Origin of the sequence: Bosea sp. PAMC 26642, assembly GCF_001562255.1 — a bacterium.
GTDB lineage: Bacteria > Pseudomonadota > Alphaproteobacteria > Rhizobiales > Beijerinckiaceae > Allobosea.
In genome coordinates this window covers 3485673-3505157 of sequence record NZ_CP014301.1, presented here as the reverse complement: position 1 = coordinate 3505157, position 19485 = coordinate 3485673, and the positions used below count along the sequence as shown (strand labels likewise).

At 66.9% G+C, this 19485-nt stretch carries 17 protein-coding genes; 12 read left to right on the top strand and 5 right to left on the bottom strand.

The features are described from left to right. Positions 1-14: 14 nt before the first annotated feature. From aztA to AXW83_RS16850, 8 genes are all read left to right on the top strand, one after another. The gene (gene aztA / locus AXW83_RS16885) at positions 15-749 is read left to right on the top strand and encodes a zinc ABC transporter ATP-binding protein AztA (protein WP_066615281.1); all 735 of its coding nucleotides are present in this window, start codon (positions 15-17) and stop codon (positions 747-749) included. A gap of 223 nt (positions 750-972) precedes the next feature. After that, positions 973-1803 carry a metal ABC transporter permease gene (locus tag AXW83_RS16880; RefSeq protein ID WP_066620643.1) on the top strand — a complete coding sequence of 277 codons (831 nt, stop codon included), beginning with the start codon at positions 973-975 and terminating at the stop codon, positions 1801-1803. Positions 1804-1841: 38 nt separating this feature from the next. Next, positions 1842-2765, top strand: a complete 924-nt coding sequence (locus AXW83_RS16875) for a metal ABC transporter substrate-binding protein (protein ID WP_066615279.1) — start codon at positions 1842-1844, stop codon at positions 2763-2765. 182 nt (positions 2766-2947) lie between these two features. Continuing rightward, complete coding sequence (locus AXW83_RS16870; protein WP_066615271.1) at positions 2948-3910, top strand: CobW family GTP-binding protein; 963 nt, start codon at positions 2948-2950, stop codon at positions 3908-3910. A 174-nt stretch (positions 3911-4084) separates the two neighbouring features. Further along, complete coding sequence (locus tag AXW83_RS16865) at positions 4085-5095, top strand: WD40 repeat domain-containing protein (protein WP_066615269.1); 1011 nt, start codon at positions 4085-4087, stop codon at positions 5093-5095. Between the two features lie 6 nt (positions 5096-5101). Continuing rightward, positions 5102-5383 carry a hypothetical protein gene (locus tag AXW83_RS16860; protein ID WP_156640144.1) on the top strand — a complete coding sequence of 94 codons (282 nt, stop codon included), beginning with the start codon at positions 5102-5104 and terminating at the stop codon, positions 5381-5383. Between the two features lie 76 nt (positions 5384-5459). Next, positions 5460-6701 carry a winged helix-turn-helix domain-containing protein gene (locus AXW83_RS16855; RefSeq protein WP_082767196.1) on the top strand — a complete coding sequence of 414 codons (1242 nt, stop codon included), beginning with the start codon at positions 5460-5462 and terminating at the stop codon, positions 6699-6701. Further along, positions 6686-7117, top strand: a complete 432-nt coding sequence (locus tag AXW83_RS16850; protein ID WP_066615268.1) for a GNAT family acetyltransferase — start codon at positions 6686-6688, stop codon at positions 7115-7117. The genes AXW83_RS16855 and AXW83_RS16850 overlap by 16 nt, the downstream gene beginning before the upstream one ends. Positions 7118-7130: 13 nt before the next feature. Here the strand turns inward: AXW83_RS16850 and AXW83_RS16845 are convergent, their stop codons facing one another. The 3 genes from AXW83_RS16845 to AXW83_RS16835 form a co-directional block, all read right to left on the bottom strand. Beyond that, entirely contained in the window at positions 7131-7538 is a 408-nt protein-coding gene (locus AXW83_RS16845; RefSeq protein WP_210179606.1) for a (deoxy)nucleoside triphosphate pyrophosphohydrolase, read from the bottom strand. Between the two features lie 7 nt (positions 7539-7545). Then, on the bottom strand, positions 7546-8052 hold the full coding sequence (locus tag AXW83_RS16840) for a carboxypeptidase regulatory-like domain-containing protein (RefSeq protein ID WP_156640142.1): 507 nt from the start codon (positions 8050-8052) through the stop codon (positions 7546-7548). A 91-nt stretch (positions 8053-8143) separates the two neighbouring features. Continuing rightward, a complete protein-coding gene (locus AXW83_RS16835; protein WP_236841696.1) occupies positions 8144-9118 on the bottom strand; it encodes a KpsF/GutQ family sugar-phosphate isomerase in 975 nt (324 codons plus the stop codon). A gap of 160 nt (positions 9119-9278) precedes the next feature. Between AXW83_RS16835 and AXW83_RS16830 the strand changes: the two genes are divergently transcribed. Further along, a complete protein-coding gene (locus tag AXW83_RS16830; RefSeq protein WP_066615263.1) occupies positions 9279-10808 on the top strand; it encodes an outer membrane beta-barrel protein in 1530 nt (509 codons plus the stop codon). Between the two features lie 48 nt (positions 10809-10856). On the opposite strand, the gene AXW83_RS16825 is transcribed toward AXW83_RS16830, so the two are convergent. After that, positions 10857-12644 (bottom strand): M3 family oligoendopeptidase, encoded by a 1788-nt coding sequence (locus AXW83_RS16825; protein ID WP_066615262.1) that lies wholly within the window; start codon positions 12642-12644, stop codon positions 10857-10859. Between the two features lie 321 nt (positions 12645-12965). Here AXW83_RS16825 and AXW83_RS16820 point away from each other — a divergent pair, with 321 nt between their 5' ends. The 3 genes from AXW83_RS16820 (at position 12966) to AXW83_RS27185 (ending at position 18597) form a co-directional block, all read left to right on the top strand. Beyond that, entirely contained in the window at positions 12966-14459 is a 1494-nt protein-coding gene (locus AXW83_RS16820) for a sigma-54-dependent transcriptional regulator (protein ID WP_066615260.1), read from the top strand. Positions 14460-14664: 205 nt separating this feature from the next. After that, entirely contained in the window at positions 14665-16617 is a 1953-nt protein-coding gene (locus AXW83_RS16815) for a L,D-transpeptidase family protein (RefSeq protein ID WP_066615258.1), read from the top strand. 267 nt (positions 16618-16884) lie between these two features. Continuing rightward, on the top strand, positions 16885-18597 hold the full coding sequence (locus AXW83_RS27185; RefSeq protein WP_236841695.1) for a peptidoglycan L,D-endopeptidase MepK: 1713 nt from the start codon (positions 16885-16887) through the stop codon (positions 18595-18597). Positions 18598-18731: 134 nt separating this feature from the next. Here the strand turns inward: AXW83_RS27185 and AXW83_RS16805 are convergent, their stop codons facing one another. Further along, the gene (locus AXW83_RS16805; protein ID WP_066615254.1) at positions 18732-19340 is read right to left on the bottom strand and encodes a glutathione S-transferase family protein; all 609 of its coding nucleotides are present in this window, start codon (positions 19338-19340) and stop codon (positions 18732-18734) included. Positions 19341-19485 lie beyond the last annotated feature (145 nt).

Genomic DNA, 19485 nt, shown 5'->3' with positions numbered 1-19485 from the left:
GAGAGTTCGCGTTCGTGCCCGCTATCCGCCTCGACGATCTGACGCTCGGCTACGACCGCCACCCTGCGGTGCATCATCTGTCGGGAGAGATCGCCTCGGGCAGCCTGACCGCGATCGTCGGCCCCAATGGTGCGGGCAAGTCGACCTTGCTCAAGGGTATCGCCGGAGCGCTGTCGCCGCTTGACGGCGGGCTGACGCTGGCCCGGGGCAAGCGCCTCGCCTACCTGCCGCAATCGGCCGATCTCGACCGCTCCTTCCCGATCCATGTCTATGATCTCGTCGCCATGGGTCTGTGGGGCTCGGCCGGCATCTTCGGGCGCATCGGGCTGGGCGCGAAGGCAAAGGTCGAGCAGGCGATCGCGGCTGTCGGCCTGACCGGTTTCGAGCGCCGTCCGATCGGCAATCTCTCGGGTGGGCAGATGCAGCGGGCGCTGTTCGCGCGGCTCCTGCTGCAGGATGCGGACATCATCCTGCTCGACGAGCCCTTCACCGCGATCGACGCTCGCACCACGGCCGATCTGCTGGCGCTGGTGCAGCGCTGGCATGGCGAGGCGCGCACGGTCGTCGCCGTGCTGCACGACATCGAGACGGTGCGCCGCGCCTTCCCGCAGACGCTGCTGCTGGCGCGCGAGACCGTTGCCTGGGGTGCGACCGCCGATGTGCTGACGCCGGACAATCTGCTGAAGGCGCGCCGCATGGTTGAGGCCTTCGACAGCCACGCCGCGCCGTGCGAGCGCGACGCGGCGTAGCTCTTTCTCTGCGTCCACCCTGTCTTCAAGACAAGGACGCCGTCATTCCGGGCGGAGCGCAGCGGAGACCCGGAATCCATTCTAGAGCACCGATGGTGCCTTATGATGGATTCCGGATCGGCGCCGCTTCGCGGCTTGTCCGGAATGACGGCGTCAGGAAACCACACCGTTGATCGCGCTGCTCTACGACCTCTTCATCGGTCCCTTCGTCGAATTCGACTTCATGCGCCGGGCGCTGGTTGGGATCATTGCGCTTTCGGTGTCGGGGGCGCCGATCGGCGTGTTCCTGATGCTGCGGCGGATGAGCCTGACCGGTGACGCCATGGCGCATGCCATCCTGCCGGGTGCCGCGATCGGCTATCTCGTCGCCGGCTTCTCGCTGCCGGCGATGACGATCGGCGGGCTTGCGGCGGGCTTTGCTGTCGCACTGGCGGCAGGCGCCGTGGCGCGGCTGACGGTGATGAAGGAGGATGCGTCGCTCGCCGCCTTCTACCTGATCTCGCTGGCGCTCGGCGTCACCATCATCTCGCTGCGCGGCTCGGCGGTCGATCTCTTCCATGTGCTGTTCGGCAATGTGCTGGCGCTCGACGACGACGTGCTGGTGCTGCTGGCAGGCGTTGCGACAGTGAGCCTGCTGACGCTGGCTGCGCTCTATCGCCCGCTGGTGATGGAATGCGTCGATCCCGGCTTCCTGCGCTCGGTCAGCCGCTCGGGCGGCATCGTGCATCTGACCTTTCTCGGCCTCGTCGTGCTCAATCTCGTGGCGGGCTTCCATGCGCTGGGCACCCTGCTCGCGGTCGGGCTGATGATGCTGCCGGCGGCTGCGGCGCGCTTCTGGACGGCAGACATCACGCGGCTGATCCTTCTTGCCTCGGGCTTTGGCATGGTCTCCGGCTATGCCGGGCTCGTCGTCTCCTATTCGGCTGGGAGCAATCTCCCGGCCGGGCCGGCGATCATCCTGGCGGCCGGTGCGCTCTATCTCGGCTCGCTTCTGATCGGCTCGCAGGGCGGATTGCTGAGACGCCTCTTGCCTGCCCGCCATCTCCAGCGCTAGTAATGTTATAGTGTTTCATTATTCGCTGGAGAATCGCTATGTTCAATCGCCTTGACCTGATCGCGAGCCTTGCCGCCGGGCTGCTGCTGGCCGGTGCGCCGGCGAGGGCGCAGGAGAAGCTGCCGGTGGTGGCGAGCTTCTCGGTGCTGGGCGATTTCGTGAAGGAGGTTGGCGGCGACCGCGTCTCGGTTTCGACGCTGGTCGGGCCCAATGGCGACGCGCATGTCTATTCGCCGACGCCGGCCGACGCCAAGAGCATGGCGGCGGCGAAGCTCATCGTCGTCAACGGACTGAAGTTCGAAGGTTGGATGACCCGCCTGATCAAATCCTCGGGCGCCAAGGCGACCATCGCCACCGCGACCACCGGCATCACGCCGCTGAAGGCCGATGACGATCACGACAACGCGGGGCATGGCCATGATCACGACGTCGATCCCCATGCCTGGCAGAGCGTCGCCAATGCCAAGATCTACGTCGCCAATATCCGCGGTGCGCTGAGCGCCGCCGATCCGGCCGGCAAGCCGGTGTTCGAGGCGAATGCGGGCGCCTATCTGGCGAAGCTCGATGCGGTCGAAGGTGAGATCAAAGCCGCGGTCGCACGCATTCCGGCCGACCGGCGCAAGGCGATCACCTCGCACGATGCCTTCGGCTATTTCATCAAGGCCTATGGCATCGCGTTCATCGCGCCGCAGGGCGTCTCGACCGAGGCCGAGGCCTCGGCCAAGGATGTCGCGCGCATCATTCGGCAGATGAAGGCGGAGAGGATCCCGGCCGTCTTCCTCGAAAACGTCACCAATCCGCGCCTGATCGAGCAGATCGCCCGCGAGACCGGGGCCAGGGTCGGCGGTCGACTCTTCTCCGATGCGCTGTCGGACGCATCGGGGCCGGCGGGGACTTACATCGCGATGATGAAACACAATATAAGCCAGATCGAAAAGGCGCTCGGCGCCGGCCCGGTTTAAAGGATAGCCCGGAACCACACCGTCATCCCGGACAAGCCGCGAAGCGGCGCCGATCCGGGATCCATTCCTGACCCGTTCCGGAATGGATCCCGGCTCTCCGCTTCGCTTCGGCCGGGATGACGGGCGGAGGGTGTATGCAGGTTGCGGGACCCACGGGCCGCTTAGGTAAAGCAGGATCGACCATGTCCGAGAAAATCCCCGTTACGGTGCTCACAGGCTATCTGGGCGCCGGCAAGACCACTCTGCTCAACCGCATCCTCACCGAGGATCATGGCAAGAAATTTGCCGTTATCGTCAACGAGTTCGGCGAGGCCGGCATCGACGGCGACCTCGTCGTCGGCGCCGACGAAGAGATCTTCGAGATGAACAATGGCTGCATCTGCTGCACCGTGCGCGGCGACCTGATCCGCATCCTCGACGGGCTGATGAAGCGCAAGGGCAAGTTCGACGCGATCATCGTCGAAACCACGGGGCTCGCCGATCCGGCGCCGGTCGCGCAGACCTTCTTCGTCGACCAGGACGTCGGCGACGCGACGCGGCTGGACGCCGTCGTCACCGTGACCGACGCCAAATGGCTGAAGGACCGGCTGAAGGATGCGCCCGAGGCGAAGAACCAGATCGCCTTCGCCGACGTCATCGTCCTCAACAAGGTCGATCTTGTCAGTGCCGAGGAACTGGCCTCGGTCGAGGCCGCGATCCGCGCCATCAACCCCTATGCCAAGCTGCACAAGACGACGCGCTGCGAATTGCCGATCGACCAGCTGCTCGACCGCAACGCCTTCGACCTCGACCGGATTCTCGACATCGAGCCGGATTTCCTCGAATCCGGGCACCATCACCATCATTCCGACGAGGTGCGCTCGATGTCGTTCACGCTGCAGGGCGATGTCGATCCGGAAAAGTTCATGCCGTGGATCAACGACATCAGCCAGGTGCAGGGCCCCAACATCCTGCGCTCCAAGGGCATCCTGGCCTTCAAGGACGAGCCGCGCCGCTTCGTCTTCCAGGGCGTGCACATGATCCTGGACGGCGACCTGCAGCGCGACTGGAAGGCGAACGAGGCGCGCTCCTCGCGGCTGGTCTTCATCGGTCGCGACCTCGACGAAAGCGAACTGCGCAAGGGGTTTCTGGCCTGCGCGGCGTGAGGTCCTGCCTCTTCAGTTTATCCACGCGCCGTCATCCCGGACAAGCGGCTGAAGGCCGCGCCGATCCGGGATCCATGCCTGAACGGTTCCGGCATGGATTCCGGGTCGGCGCTTCGCTCCGCCCGGAATGACGACGTGGTTTCCTCGCCGAACAAGCTGCGCTAGACCCGCCACATGGACACCACCCCCAAACCCGTCTCGCTGCGCGAGCATGTCGTTGCCGTCGAGGCCGGGGCGCATGTCGTCGCGGCGCTCTGGATCAAGAATACGCTGATGCTGGCGCTTGCCGATGGCGCCGTGATGCGCTGGCGCGATGGCGAAGCTGAGACCGTCGAGGCCCATTCCGGCGGCATCCTCTCGGCCTGCGGCGATGGCGAACGGCTGATCACGGGCGGCGATGACGGGCGCGTCGTGTCGCTCGGCGTCGAGGGCGTTCCCAGCGAGATCGCGAAAGACCCCAAGCGGCGCTGGATCGACGCGGTGACGCTGTCGGCTTCGGGGAGTCTCGCCTGGAACACGGGTCGCACCGTCCATGCCCGCGACGACAAGGGCCGGGTTCGCTCGCTCGACGTCGCCTCGACGCCGCAGGGGCTGGTCTTTGCGCCCAAGGGCTACCGGCTGGGCATCGCGCAGATGAACGGGGTCGCGCTGTGGTATCCCAACACCGAGGCCAAGCCCGAATTCCTCGAATGGAAGGGCTCGCATCTCGACCTGACCTGGTCGTCTGACGGCCGCTTCGTCGTGTCCTCGATGCAGGAGAATGCGCTGCATGGCTGGAAGCTCGGCGACAAGCCGACGCATATGCGCATGACCGGCTACCCGTCCAAGCCGCGCTCGCTGTCCTGGTCGCATGACAGGCTGTGGCTGGCTTCAAGCGGCGCGGACGCCGCGATCGTCTGGCCGTTCCAGGGCGAGGGGCCGACCGGCAAGGCGCCGCGCGAATGCGGGGCGCGCCACGCCAAGGTCTCCCAGGTCGCGTTCCATCCGAAGGCGCTGGTGCTGGCGGTCGGATATGACGATGGCTGCATCCTGATGATCCGCCTGACCGACGCCTCGGAACTGCTGGTACGGCCGGCGCTGAAGGCCAGCGGCATCACCGCCTTCGCCTGGGACAAGCTCGGCAAGCGCCTCGCCTTCGGGGCGGAGGACGGCCTGGCCGGGGTGTTCACTCTGCCAGCGGCCTGAGCGGCGATGCGCTTTGGTCTGTTCGGCAAGAGCGCGGCGGAGAAGGCGAAAGCCTCGGCGGAGGCGGCGCGGATCAAGGCCGATGTGCGCGACATTCTCGGCCTGCCGGAAGCCGCCGCCATTGCCGTCAACGAAATCCTCTGCGCCGATCCTGCCTGTCCGGGCAACGAGACCGTCATCCTGGTGATGAACCCCGGCGAGAAGACGAAGGCCTTCAAGCTGCAGATGGGGCTGGCGGAGGTAACGCGAGAGGCGCTGATGGCGGCTCTGGACGGCGCCGCCAGGTGACGGCGGAGCCGACTGCACCCCCAAAGCCCTTCACCACCGCCATGGCCTGTCAGGAGGTCGCGCGATAGCTTGCCTCATGTCGCCCCGCTCCAGATCCCCGCTCACCCTCTCGACCCCGCAGGCGCGCCGCATCTGGCTCCAGGCGCAGCGGCTCGACAGCCGCGAGCCGTTCGGCTCCGGCCCGCAGGCGACAGCGGCGGCGGTCGCGCATCTGGGCTATGTTCAGATCGACACGATCAACGTGATCGAGCGCTGCCACCACCACATCCTCTACAGCCGTATCCCGGACTACCGGCGTATTGACCTGCAGCAGGCGCAGTCCATCGACAAGACGGTGCTGGAATACTGGACGCACGCGCTGTCCTATGTGCCAGCCGCAGATATCCGTTATTTCCTGCCGGCGATGAAGGCGCATCGCGAGGAGCCCACACGCTGGTCGGCCGTCGGCGGGCGCGAGGACGCGCGCAAGCTGCTGCGCCGCATCCGCCGCGACGGGGCGCTCACGATCCGCGACATCGACACCGACGTGCTGATCGAAAAGGCCCATCTCTGGGCCAGTAAGAAGCCCTCGAAGGGCTTGCTGGAACGGGCCTTCTACGATGGCGAACTGGCGATCTCGGCGCGCGCCGGGATGCTCAAGACCTATGAGCTGATGGACCGGCATTTCGGCTGGGAGAAGCGCCCGGCGCCGGCGTCCGAGCGGCAGGTCATCGCCTACAAGCTCGACCGGGCTTTACGCGCGCAAGGGATCGTAAGCCTCGATTCGATCTGCCATCTGGATGCGCCGAGCAAGAAGGCCGTCGCCGAGGCGATCGCGTCGCGCGTCAGGCGCAAGGAGCTTGTGCCGGTCCATGTCGAGGGGGCGGAGAGGGTGCCGCACTGGGCGCGGCCGGAGGTTCTGGAGCCGGCCGAACCCGTAGCGGGCGATCTCGTCCATGTCCTGTCGCCCTTCGACCCGCTGATCATCCAGCGCAAGCGGCTGAAGGCGATCTTCGGCTACCAGCATCTGTTCGAGGCCTATCTGCCGAAGGAGAGGCGGGCTTACGGCTATTTCGCGCTGCCGGCGCTGGTCGGCGACGCGATCGTGGCGGTGCTCGACCTCAAGACCGACCGTGCCGCAGGCAAGTTGCTGATCCAGCAATGGACATGGCTCGATGGCGGCGAGACGCCGGACCGGAAGGCGCGGATCGAGGAGGAATTGGCACGGTTCGAGCGGTTTCAGCTGGCGCGTGACGAGTTTACAACCCCCGGTATATTGGGCATGACGCAGGGAGAAAACCTAGCGACCCAAGGCGATTTAACATGCCAGAACCTCTGATCCGCGACATCAATGAAGGCGATCACGACGAGGTCATAGCCCTGTGGCGCGCGGCGGGCGTCGCCCGCTCATGGAACGACCCAGCAACCGATATTGCCTTTGCGTGTCGTGATCCGCATTCGACTATTCTTGTCGCTTTGCAGGATGGACGTGTTGCCGCGACGGTGATGGTGGGCGAAGATGGCCATCGTGGCTGGGTCTACTACGTCGCAGCCGCACCTGAGCATCAGGGGGCTGGCCTTGGACGGAGTGTTATGGCTGCGGCCGAGGCATGGCTCGTAAAGCGGGGCGTATGGAAATTAAATCTGCTCGTCCGCGGGGACAATGAGCGCGTCAAGCGGTTTTACGAGCATCTCGGTTACACCGACACGTGCTCAAGCTGTTTTCAGAAGGTGATTGGACCGCAGGCAGCCTGAGCTGAGCGGCGGATCACACCCCCAGCAGATCGACCAGATGCGCGATCAGCGGCTCGTCTGCGGGCGGCATCGCTAGGTCCCTGAGCTTGCCCGGGCGGACCCATTTCAGCGCCTGGCCTTCGCGCGAGGCGACCAGGCCCTGCCAGCGCCGGCAGATGTAGAGCGGCATCAGCAAATGGAAGTTGGGATAGGCATGGCTGGCGAAGGTCAGCGGCGCCAGGCAGTCCTCTTTGACGGAGATTCCGAGCTCTTCCGACAGTTCGCGGATCAGCGCCGGCTCCGGGCGCTCGCCGGGCTCCAGCTTGCCGCCGGGGAATTCCCACAGGCCCGCCAGCGACTTGCCTTCCGGCCGCTGCGCCACGAGCACGCGGTTGTCGGCATCGATCAGGGCGCAGGCGACGACGAGGAGGAGGAGCTTCACGAGGATTTCAGTTTCCGGAGAGGACGACGCTGACGGGCTCCTTCTCCTTACCGGTCAGGGTGACGGTGTCATAGACCATGCCGCCGAGGCGGAACAACTCCTCCTCGTCGCCCCAGATCACCTGCGTCGAGACGATGTAGTCGCCGGGCGGGACGTTCTCGAAGGCGAAGCGTCCGTTGGCCTCGGCCTTGGTGTTGCGTGCGTATTCGGCATAGCCCGGGTCGGGATTGTCGTCTCGCGGATAGCCCGCATGGGGCAGGAACTTGCTCTTGCCGAAGAGCAGCGTGAAGCGCTCGCGCGAAAAGGCGGTGCTCGGGATCAGGCGCACGATTTCGCCGGCTGCATTGACCACGACGCCGCTGGGTTTGGTGCGGAAGGCATGGCCGACGATCACGCCCGTGCCGGGCTTCTTGATGAAGGCGGCTTCCTCGGCCGAGAAGCTCTCCTTGCCCGGTTTGCGATCGACGCAGGCTGCGAGAACGAGCAGCACGCCAAGCCCCAGCAACAGCCTCATGTCGCGCCCCCACGCCATGCGCCCGATGCCAAAAGGACGCCGGTCGTCATGATGCAACCTCCGATACGCGGCCGCAACTGGGGCTTTGCGCTCAGGCGACGCCGAGCGTCAGCAGATCGTGGACATGGACGAGGCCGACGGGGCGGTCCTCTTCGTCGGCGACGATCAGGGCAGTGATGCGCAGGCGGTTGACCATCTCCAGTGCTTCGACGGCCAGCGCGTCGGGTGCGATCCGGCGTGGGTTGGGCGTCATCACATCGCGGGCGCGCTGGGCCGTGACGACGGCCGACGTCAACTTGCGGCGCAGGTCGCCATCGGTGACGACGCCGGCCAGGCGTCCGTCGAGATCCACCACGATGGCGCAACCGAAGCCCTTGGCCGAGATCATCGCGACGACATCGGCGACAAGGGCATCGAGCCCGATGCGGGGCAGGGCCTCGTCGCGGTGCATGATGCTCGCGACGGTCTTGAGCTGGGCGCCGAGCTTTCCGCCGGGGTGGTAGACGAAGAAATCCTGCGGGGAGAAGCCGCGCGCCTCCAGCAGCGCCACGGCCAGCGCGTCGCCCAGCGCCATCTGCATCGTCGTCGAGGTGGTCGGCGCGAGCCCGTTCGGGCAGGCTTCCGGCGCTTTGGGCAGCACCAGTGCAACATCGGCCTCGCGGCCGAGCGCGCTGTCGGCATTGGCGGTCATGCCGATCAGCCCGACGCGGAAGCGGCGGGTATGGGCGACGAGGGCTGCGAGTTCTGCCGTCTCGCCCGACCAGGACAGCGCGACCACGACATCGTCGGGCTGGACCATGCCCAGATCGCCATGGCTGGCCTCGGCCGGGTGAACGAAATGGGCGGGCGTGCCGGTCGAGGCCAAGGTCGCTGCGATCTTGCGGCCGACATGGCCGGATTTGCCCATGCCGCTGACGATGACGCGGCCGGTGGCAGCCCGGATCATCTCGACGGCGGCCGCGAAGGGCTCGCCCAGACCGTCGGCGAGGGCGGCGTGGAGGATGTCCAGGCCGGTCCGTTCGGTCGCGATGGTGTGCAGCGCCGAGGCGCGGATATCGGCTGTCATGGGCAGGCGCTCTAGCATGTCCGGGGGCGCGGACGCCACCACCGGCGCACGACCAGGCGGGCCGCATTGACGGGCCATTAACCCTCTTCGTTCTAACTCCGTTAACCATGCGCGCCGTGACGGCGCGCGGGCCCTGTCGCCTGGAGCATCGAGTCCCCGCGTGTCCTGCCGCGTCACAAACCTGCTGCTGTCGGGCGTCGCCATGGCGAGCCTCGGACTCGCCGTGGCCGACGCGCAGGCGCAGCAGTCGCGGTCGAGCGGTTTGCGCGCGGGCACGCCGGCCTATGTCGCGCAGCCACCGGTCGCGACGCCGGCACCTGTCACGGGGCTGGCGATCACACCGACCGGCACGCAGGAGCCGGCCGCCCTGATCCAGGGGCAGAATTCGGTCGTCTCGCGCAAGGCGCCGTCGCGGGCAAGCCGGCCGGTCCAGGCCCGCAATACGCGCGGCGTGACGCAGCGCCAGTTCCGGGCGCCGCAGGCTGTCGTCACGGGCCTGCCGCCCGTGCCCGAGCCATTGCCGCAGCGCAAGCGCAGTCCCGTCGCGGACGACCCTTACGCGCCGCTCGGCCTTCGGTTGGGCAATGTGATCCTGCGTCCCGCGATCACCAACTCGACCGGCTACGACAGCAATCCGCAGCGTCTTTCAGGGCCGGCTGCGAAGGGTTCGGCCTTCGGCCGCTATGAGGGCGAACTCGACGTCCAGTCCGACTGGAACGTGCATGAGCTCAAGGGCAAGCTGCGCGGCGGCTACAGCGACTATTTCCGGGACCGCGACGCCTCGCGGCCCGATGCCGAGGGCGGGCTCGATCTCAGGCTCGATGCCTCGCGCGACACGCGCATTCTGCTGGAATCCCGGGTGAAACTTGACACGCAGCGCCCTGGCTCACCGGATCTGACCGCCTCGGTGACCGGGCGGCCGCTGATCTACCAGTACGGCGCGTCGGCGGGCGTGACGCATGACATCAACCGGCTGCAGCTCACCCTGCGCGGCTCGGTCGACCGCAGCGATTACGAGGATGCGCAGCTCACCAGTGGCGCCATCCTCAGTCAGCGCGACCGCAACCAGACGCAATACGGCCTGCGGCTGCGGGCCGGCTACGAGGTGACGCCGGGCTTCAAGCCGTTCGTGCAAGGTGAGATCGACACGCGCGAATTCGACGAAACCTTCGATTCGAACGGGTTCCAACGCTCGTCGCAGGGCTATGGCGCCCGGGTCGGTTCGACCTTCGAGATCAGCCGGATGCTCACCGGCGAGGTCTCGATCGGCTATCAGGACCGGGCCTATGACGATGCGCGGCTGAAGAACCTGCGCGGGCTCATTGGCGATGCGGCCGTGCTGTGGACGCCGACGCCGCTGACTACGGTGACGTTGCGCGGCAGCGCCGAACTCGGCGACACGACCATTCCCGGCAGCAGCGGCACGACGGCGCGGCGCGTCAGCCTTGAGGTCGCCCATGCGCTGCGCCGCAATCTGACCGTGACCGGCTTCACCACCTTCGGCCGCACCGAATATGACGGCCAGGGCCTGCGCGAGGATTTTTCGACCGTCGGCGCACGGCTCGAATACAAGCTAACCCGCACGGTTGCGGTCAGGGCGAGCTTCACCCATGAGCGGCTGAACTCGACCGCGCAGGGCTCGGACTATACGGCGAATGTTTCGATGGTGGGGCTAAAGCTGCAATTCTAGAGCCGTCATTCTCGGGTCGAGCCCGACCATGACGTGGAGGCCGCGCCCCTAATCCATCCCCTCCAGCTCCACGATCATCCCCTCGATCATCCTGAGCCCGATCTGCCAGAAGGCGGGGTCGCGGGCGTCGAGGCCGAAGGGGGCCAGCAGCTCGGAATGGTGCTTCGTGCCGCCAGCCGAGAGCAGGGCGAAATAGCGCTCCTGGAAGCCGTCCGGCGCGTTCTGGTAGACGCCGTAGAGCGAGTTCACCAGGCAATCACCGAAGGCATAGGCGTAGACGTAGAAGGGCGAATGGATGAAGTGCGGGATGTAGCACCAGAACGGCTCGTAGCCTGCGCCCAGCCGGATCGCCGGCCCCAGGCTTTCCGCCTGCACGCTCATCCAGAGTTCGCAGAGCGCCTCGGCCGTCAGTTCACCGCCTTTGCGCGCCTCGTGAACCTTGCGCTCGAAGGAGTAGAAGGCGATCTGGCGCACGACCGTGTTGATCATGTCCTCGACCTTGGCGGCGAGCATGGCCTTGCGCTGCTTCTGATTTTTCGTGCCGTCGAGCAGGCGGCGGAAGGTCAGCATCTCGCCGAAGACGCTCGCGGTTTCGGCCAGCGTCAGCGGCGTCGGGGCCATCAGCGCGCCGTTGGGGGCGGCCAGGACCTGATGCACGCCATGGCCGAGCTCATGGGCGAGCGTCATCACGTCGCGCGGCTTGCCCTGATAATTGATCAGCACATAGGGATGCACTGACGGCACCGTCGGGTGGGCGAAGGCGCCCGGCGCCTTGCCGGGGCGCACCGGTGCGTCGATCCAGCCCTCGTCGAAGAAGCGCCGGGCTATGCCGGCCATTTCAGGCGAAAACGCGCCATAGGCGTCGAGCACGGTGTCGCGTGCCTCGGTCCAGGGGATCGTGCGCTGCTCGACCTGCGGCAGCGGGGCGTTGCGGTCCCAGAAATCGAGCTGCTCGCGGCCGAACCACTTGGCCTTCAGCTTGTAGTAGCGATGCGACAGCCGCGGATAGGCGTCGCGCACGGCTAAGACCAGCGCATCGACGACCTCGCGCTCGACGCGGTTGGCGAGGTGGCGGGAATCCGCGACATCCTCGAATTTGCGCCAGCGATCGGAGATCTCCTTGTCCTTGGCCAGCGTGTTGGTGATCAGTGCGAAGGTGCGCAGATGTGCGCGAAACACCTCGCTCAGCGCCTCGGCCGCGGCCTTGCGGACAGTGCCGTCGGAATCCTGCAGCTTGTTCAGCGTCAGTTCGAGCGTCAGTTCCTCGTCGCCGAGCTTGAAGCGCAGCGAGGCGATGGTCTCGTCGAAAAGCCGGTTCCACGCGGCGTGGCCGGTCATCGACTTCTCGTGGAAGAGCGCCTCGACACGATCCTCGAGCTGGTGCGGCTTGTCCCTGGCAAGATCATCGAGCCAGGGCTTCCAGTGCGAGAGCGGCGCCTGAGCCGAGACCTGTGCCATCACCTCGGGCGCGATGCGGTTGAGCTCGAGTTCGAAGAACAGCAGTTCGGTCACGGCCGCATTCACGCGATCCTGCGTGTCGCCGTAGAACTTGGCGCGGTCCGGGTCCGTCGTGTCGCCGGAATAGACCAGGCCGGCATAGGCGCCGATCCGGCCGATCAGGTCGCTGAGCGACTCATAGGCCGCGACCGCTTCCGCCAGCACGGTGGCCGCATCCTCGCTCTGTGCCAGCGCTGCAAGCTTGCCGCGATAGAGTTCGGCGAAGCGCTGGGCCTCTGCAAGCGCCCGGTCGAGATCGGCGTGGAAGAGGGGGGATTCCATCCCCGGATAGAGATGGCTCAGATCCCATTCCGGCAGAGCCCCCAATGCGTTCGCCATTCGGGCGGTGCTTGTCCCGGCGTGCGCCGCCGCGCTTTGGACGAGCGGTCGGTCGAAAGCAGTCGTCATGGTTCAAGCACCTTGCTGGCGAAACGGGCCGTCCGCCTCATATGCGCGGTCGAGGCCGTGCGATCAACGTCGGGCGTTTCGGGCAAATAGGTCGAAGCGCCGCAGGCCTGCCAAGAAATGGCCCAACCCGGCGAACCGAACGAGCGCGCTTAAGAGCCGCTTAACCGATTCTGGCCGAGTATGCCCCAGAACGGAACAGCCGATTCCGTTCTGTACTGCATCGCCTTCGGCTTGCCTGGCCTTCGAGGTTCCATGACCGCCACCGTTCTCGTTGTCGATGACGATCCCGTCCAGCGGCGGCTGCTCGACGCCATGCTCAAGCGTTTCGGCTATGATGTCGTGACCGCCGCGAGCGGCGACGAGGCGGTCCAGATCCTCGCGCATGGCGAAGGCGTGCGGTTCGATGCCGTCGTGCTGGACCTCGTCATGCCCGATCTCGACGGCATGGGCGTGCTGGCGATGCTGCGTGAAAAGGCGATCGAGACGCCGGTGATCGTGCAGACCGCGCATGGCTCGATCGAGACCGTGGTCTCTGCGATGCGCGCCGGAGCGGTCGATTTCGTGGTGAAGCCGGTCGGGGCCGAGCGGCTGCAGATCTCGATCAAGAACGCGATGAAGCTGGGGGCGCTCGAGCACGAGCTACGCCACATCAAGCGCAGGGCCTCCGGGACGCTGGGCTTCCGCGACCTCGCGACCAAGAGCGCCGACATGGCGCGCGTGGTGCGGCTGGCCGAACGGGCGGCGAAATCCAACATCCCGATCCTGGTCGAGGGTGAATCCGGCGTCGGCAAGGAGGTCCTGGCGCGCGCGATCCAGGGCTCCAGCGACCGCAAGGGCAAGCCCTTCGTCACGGTGAATTGCGGCGCAATCCCGCACAACCTGGTCGAATCTATCCTCTTCGGGCATGAAAAGGGCGCCTTCACCGGTGCGACCGAGCGCCATATCGGCAAGTTCGTCGTGGCCAATGGCGGCACGCTGTTCCTCGACGAGGTCGGCGAACTGCCGCTCGACGCGCAGGTCAAGCTGCTGCGGGCGATCCAGGAAAGCGAGGTCGATCCCGTCGGCGGCAAGAAATCGATCCGCGTCGATATTCGGATCATATCAGCCACCAACAAGAGCCTGCTCGACCAAGTCAAGCAGGGCGAGTTCCGCGAGGATCTGTATTACCGGCTCAACGTCTTTCCGATCACGCTGCCGCCGCTGCGCCAGCGCCGCGAGGACATCGCCGACCTGGCGCGCGGCTTCCTGGCCCGTTTCGCGGCGGAAGAAGGCAAGAAGCTGCGCGGCATCGCGGCCGAGGCGCTGGCGCTGATCAGCGGCTACGACTGGCCGGGCAATGTGCGTCAGCTCGAGAACGCGATGTTCCGTGCCGTGGTGCTGGCCGATGGCGACGAATTGACCGTCGCCGAGTTTCCGCAGATCGCCGCGCAGGTGGAGGGGTTCGACGTGCGCATCCCACCTGCGCCGGCCGCGATCGCGCGCAGCGAGGGTCAGGGCGACACACCGCGCATCATCCAGGTGCCGGTGCGCGACCCCAATGCGATCGATCTCGTCTCCGGCTCCGACATGCGCAAGCTCGACGACCTCGAGCGCGAAATCATCACCTTCGCGCTGGCGCATTATCGCGGACACATGTCCGAGATCTCGCGCAAGCTCGGCATCGGCCGTTCGACGCTCTACCGCAAGCTCAAGGATTATGGGCTGATCGACGGCGAAGACGCCTCAGAAGACTCCAATGCCGCCTGAGAGTTCGTCTGGCGATCTCTTGGGCCTGACCATTCGACATACCGCTTTCATGGTGGTCGAGGTCCCGGCGGGAATCTCCAGGCAAGCTCCAGGCACGTTCCATGGGTTTTGAATGATGTCGGCTGTTGCTTTGCCGCATCTTGTCGGGGTCGCGCGAGTCACGCAGAGATGGCGTGGATTCGGCATCATATCGGGGATTTCGGGCATGCGTCGTCTGCTCTGGACGCGTTCGGTCTCGGCTTTGGCCGTCGGGCTCGCGCTGGGTACCACTCTGGCCTTCGCGCAATCCGCCGCCGAGGCCGATCCGACGCTTGGCATACCGCTGCCGCAGCCCCAGGAATTGATCATCCTGAAGACGGACAGGCCGGTCGACCTGCATCTGCCGCCGCTGCCCGAAGTCGTCGTCGATGTTTCTCCGACGCCGGAGCAGCGTGCCTCCGAGCGCGGCATGGTGACCGGCACCGTAGCGCCCTCCGCGCAGCCGCAGCAGGGCAGCCTTGCCGCTCCAGAGGTGCCCGCGACGCCGGTGTCGGTGCCCGCGATCGAGGAGCACCCGACGGCCCTCGACATCCCCACGATCGAACTGCCGCCGACCGACCCGGGGCTGGTGCCCGTGGTGACGCCGCCGGCGGCTGCCCCGTCCGCGCCGGAGCCCCTGCGTTCGGCGGAACCGATCATCCCGCCGCCGGACCTGCCCAAGGTCGTGGTCGAACTGCCGGCAAGCCCCGATTTCGCCGCCGACATCGCCGGGCGTCTCGGCGAGGGACTGGCGCTGCCGCGCCTGGCCGAACGCGAGCGCAGCGAGATCGTCGCGGCCTACCAGGCGAATCAGAACCGGCCGCTCTGGATCGACGGCAAGGGCTGGAGCGCCGCCGGCCAGAAGCTGGTCGCGCAGCTCGGTCGCGCCGGCGAGGACGGTCTGCGGCCGACGGATTATGCGCTGCCTGTGTTCGAGGCGAGCGACAAGGGCGGTCTGGCCGAGGCCGATATCCGGCTTTCGGCGCTGGCCGTGCTCTATGCCCGTGACGCGCGTGGCGGACGCATCGATCCGCGCCGACTGTCGAAGCTGATCACGCCAACGCTCTATCTGCCCTCTGCGACCGAGGTCCTGTCCGAGCTGACGGCGGCGTCCGATGCCGGCGCGGCGCTGGCGGCCTTCAACCCGCCCCATGAGGGCTATCGCCGGCTCAAGGCCAAGCTGGTCGAATTGCGCGGTCATCTCGACGATACGCCGCTGGTTCGCATTCCCGCCGGCCCGGCGCTCAAACTCGGTATGCGCGACGAGCGCGTTCCGCTGGTCAGGGCGCGTCTGGGCCTTGGTTCGTCGAGCGAGCCGGTGTTCGATCGTTCGACCTCGCTTGCGCTCGCCGATTTCCAGAAGAAGGCAGGGCTGCCGGCCAATGGCGTCCTCAGTTCGCAGACGCTGGCCGCGCTCGGCACGCCCGCCACGGCGCGCGGCGAGCAGGACATCATCGCGCAGATGGAGCGCTGGCGCTGGCTGCCGCCCGATCTCGGGGCAAACCACATCATCGTCAACGTGCCGGAATTCCAGGTGCGCGTGTTCCGCGACGGCAAGCTGGTTCACCAGGCCCGCACGATCGTGGGCAAGCCCGAGAGCGCGACGCCGATCTTCTCGCACAGGATGGACCACGTCATCGTCAATCCGTCCTGGTTCGTGCCGCCCTCGATCATGAAGAAGGAGTTCCTGCCGGGCCTCGCGGCCGATCCCGAATACGCTGCCAAGCGCGGCTATGTGGTGACACGACGGGGCTCCAGCATCTCGGTGCGCCAGCCGCCCGGCGAGCGCAATGCGCTGGGCTGGATCAAGTTCATGTTCCCCAACGACCATGCCGTCTATCTGCACGACACGCCCAACCGCAGGCTTTTCGTCAACGAGCGGCGCGCCTTCAGCCATGGCTGCGTCCGGGTCGACAACCCGTTCCTGCTAGCCGATCAGGTGTTGGGACCGGAATGGACGCATGAGCGGCTGAAGAAGCTGATCGGCTCGGGCGAGCGTCGGATCAACCTGCCTGCGCCTCTGGCGATCCATCTGGTCTACAACACCCATGAGGTGGCAGCCGATGGCAGCCTGATCATCCGCGAGGATATCTACGGCTTCCACCGGCTGGTGCGGCAGGCGCTGGAACAGCGCGGCTGAAGTGGCGCCGAACGGCCGCGGCACGGTTTTGCCATGATCGATCGTTAGCCAGACTTGGTCGGAGATTGATGACAAGCCGCTTGCCGACTTGGTAACGTGTCGTTAACGCTTCTCGGCAACTGTTCGTTCACGTTCATCGCGCCGCGTCGCAGCGGGCACCGAGACGGGTCAAGCAGATTGGGCAGGTCGATCTCCACGCGTCCGTCATGGCGTTTGCCGCGAGTCAAACCCGTTTTGCGCCGTTGTCTTGCGCTGGGCGTCGCCGCAGTGACTCTTCTGCTGGGTGTGCGCGGGACGCAGGATGCCGTCGCCAATGGCGACACCCGCACGATCACGATCAAGCACATGCACACCAAGGAGGAGACGACCGTCACCTTCAAGCGTGACGGCCGCTATGTCGCCGAGGCACTGGAAAAGCTGAACTGGGCCCTGCGCGACTGGCGCATCGACGAGCCGATCCGGATGGATCCGCGCCTGTTCGACCTGGCCTGGGAGGTGCAGCGCACGGTCGGCTCCGAGCAGCCCTTCCATGTGGTCTCCGCCTATCGCTCGCCCGGCACCAATTCGATGCTGCGGCGGCGCTCGCGCGCCGTTGCCAAGCACAGCCAGCACACGCTCGGCAAGGCGATGGATTTTTACCTGCCCGATACGCCGACGGCCCGGCTGCGGGAGGCCGGGATGCGGCTCCAGCGCGGCGGCGTCGGGTTCTACCCGGGAGCGCATACGCCTTTCGTGCATCTCGACGCCGGCTCGGTTCGGTCCTGGCCGCGTATGACCCGCGACCAGCTGGTGCGGCTCTTCCCCGACGAGAAGACGGTGCATCTGCCCGCAGACGGCCAGCCGCTCGCGGGCTACGAGCTGGCAAAGGCCGACGTGCTGGCGCGCGGCGGCGCCGTGGCCGGCTACGAGGCCGCCGATCTCGACGAGGGCGCGATCATCTCGTCGGGCCGCAAGAGCCTGTGGGCTTCGCTGTTCGGCGGCGACGAGGAGGAGGCCGACGCCAGGCCGACGCGCGGACGCGCCAGTTCGCCGAAGCCGGCACCGGCGGTCATGGCCTATGCGCGGCAGGACGACAGCAATTCGAACGACGGCGGCCGCTTCGCCGTCTCCATGGAACAACAGATCCAGCAACCCGACCCGGCGGCGGCACGCAGTGTCCTGCGCGCCCGCTCCGAGCGGCTGGCTCCCAAGATCGTCGAGCCAGAGCCGACGCAGGTCGCGGCGCTGGCGCCTGCGCCGGCCGCTCCGCCTGTCGAGGACAAGCGGCCCCGGCTGATCGATGCGCCGATCCCGCTGGCGCGGCCTCGTGGGCTGACCTTGCCGGTCCAGCCGGGTGATCCGGCAGCGTCGACCGAGGTCGCTGGCCTTGCCGGCGCAGGCGGCGCGCTCGCCTTTGCCTCGCCGAACGCTCCAACGCCGGACCAGCGGCTGATCCTGGCCTCGCTACCGCCGCGCCGGCCCGGCGAGATGACGGCGCTGGTCGAGTCCGTCGTCGCGGGCAAGCCGATGAACGCGCCCGTTCCGCCTGCCCGGCCGGTCGCCTTCGCCAATCTCGCTCTGGCCGATCTGCGCGGCACCGAGACGACGCAGCCGGAAGGCAAGCTCGTCGCCGTCAGCCACCCGCTGCCCCCGGGGCGTCCGCGGCTCGAGGGCGTGACGCAGGCTGCCATGCCGACGTCGATCCGCCCGACGGCGCCCGTCCCAACGCCGATCGTGGCGCAGTACGACGCCGATCGGACAGGGCTCGATTCGCTGTTTGCCGCGGTTGCCCGCACCAGCGTGGCTCCCGAAGGAAAGTCCGTCAGCATCGCCACGGCCCGCACCCGGTCCGCGCCATCGACGCCCGGCTCGGCACCGATCCAGGGGCCGAGCCCGGCCGCCGCGCTCGGCTTCAGCCACGCCGACCCCAGCGACGCCAAGACGGGCTCCTTCAGCGGCCCGGCAGTGCGCGCCCTGCCGACAAACTTCATCCAGAACTAAGCCCGATTGGCTTCGGTGAGTCGTCTGACGCGACGGCCTGCGCTTCCGGTGCTCACGGACCGATGTCCGCTCCGCTCCGGTTCTCGGCCGCCACGCCAGCCGACTCACCGGCGCCAATCGGGCGCGACCTCTGACTATTCGCGGTCGATTGGCCAGGATTTGAAGACGTCCAGCGCCTCGCAGGCCTTTGCCTGTGCTGCAAGGGCCGGCCAGCGCCCCTCCGGTGCGTAGTCCGGGATCACGAAGCGGCAGAAGCCCCAGGCTATGGCTGCCGTGATGTCGGCCGGGCGCAGTTCCGGTCCGGCTGCGAGTTCGCCGCGCGAGGCGGCGGCTTCCAGCAGGTCGAGCGCCGTGTGAAGCTGCGTCACGATGCGCTCCTGCCACGGGGCGTAGCGCTGGGCCTCGGGCCGCTTGCGCTCGTATTCCACCGAGACGGCCTTGTCGGCGGCGACGATGGCGATGCCGGTCAGGCCGAGGTCGCGGCTGCGGGCGGTCTTGTCAGCGGGACGCAGCGAGCGGCCGGCGACGTCCTCGAAATGCTGGATGATCAGGCTGGAATCGGTGATCACCGTGCCGTCGCCGGCGACCAAAGTCGGTGCCTTGATCAGCGGGTTGACCGTGCGGAATTCGTCCATGTGCCGAAATACCGAGACCGAACGGTGCTCGAATTCGAGCCCGAGCAACGTCCCGGTTATGGCGGCGCGGCGGACATAGGGGCTGTCCAGCATTCCTACGAGAAGCATGACGGTCTCCGTTTCGGGATGACGGCAGACTGCCGGTGTTCAGGCGGTTTGCCACGCGAATTCGCGTGATTTCATGCATCACGCGCCGTGATGACGCGCCTCATCACGCATCAGCAGAGCGACGGTGATTGTGGTTTGCCCCTCC

Excerpts from the sequence above, each read along its gene's own strand:
- AXW83_RS16840 (WP_156640142.1), bottom strand. The coding sequence starts at position 8,052 with ATGAGGCTGTTGCTGGGGCTTGGCGTGCTGCTCGTTCTCGCAGCCTGC.
- AXW83_RS16865 (WP_066615269.1), top strand. The coding sequence starts at position 4,085 with ATGGACACCACCCCCAAACCCGTCTCGCTGCGCGAGCATGTCGTTGCC.
- AXW83_RS16850 (WP_066615268.1), top strand. The coding sequence starts at position 6,686 with ATGCCAGAACCTCTGATCCGCGACATCAATGAAGGCGATCACGACGAG.
- AXW83_RS16820 (WP_066615260.1), top strand. The coding sequence starts at position 12,966 with ATGACCGCCACCGTTCTCGTTGTCGATGACGATCCCGTCCAGCGGCGG.
- AXW83_RS16875 (WP_066615279.1), top strand. The coding sequence starts at position 1,842 with ATGTTCAATCGCCTTGACCTGATCGCGAGCCTTGCCGCCGGGCTGCTG.
- AXW83_RS16860 (WP_156640144.1), top strand. The coding sequence starts at position 5,102 with ATGCGCTTTGGTCTGTTCGGCAAGAGCGCGGCGGAGAAGGCGAAAGCC.
- AXW83_RS16855 (WP_082767196.1), top strand. The coding sequence starts at position 5,460 with ATGTCGCCCCGCTCCAGATCCCCGCTCACCCTCTCGACCCCGCAGGCG.
- AXW83_RS16835 (WP_236841696.1), bottom strand. The coding sequence starts at position 9,118 with ATGACAGCCGATATCCGCGCCTCGGCGCTGCACACCATCGCGACCGAA.
- AXW83_RS16870 (WP_066615271.1), top strand. The coding sequence starts at position 2,948 with ATGTCCGAGAAAATCCCCGTTACGGTGCTCACAGGCTATCTGGGCGCC.
- AXW83_RS16825 (WP_066615262.1), bottom strand. The coding sequence starts at position 12,644 with ATGGCGAACGCATTGGGGGCTCTGCCGGAATGGGATCTGAGCCATCTC.
- AXW83_RS16815 (WP_066615258.1), top strand. The coding sequence starts at position 14,665 with ATGCGTCGTCTGCTCTGGACGCGTTCGGTCTCGGCTTTGGCCGTCGGG.
- AXW83_RS16880 (WP_066620643.1), top strand. The coding sequence starts at position 973 with ATGCGCCGGGCGCTGGTTGGGATCATTGCGCTTTCGGTGTCGGGGGCG.
- AXW83_RS16805 (WP_066615254.1), bottom strand. The coding sequence starts at position 19,340 with ATGCTTCTCGTAGGAATGCTGGACAGCCCCTATGTCCGCCGCGCCGCC.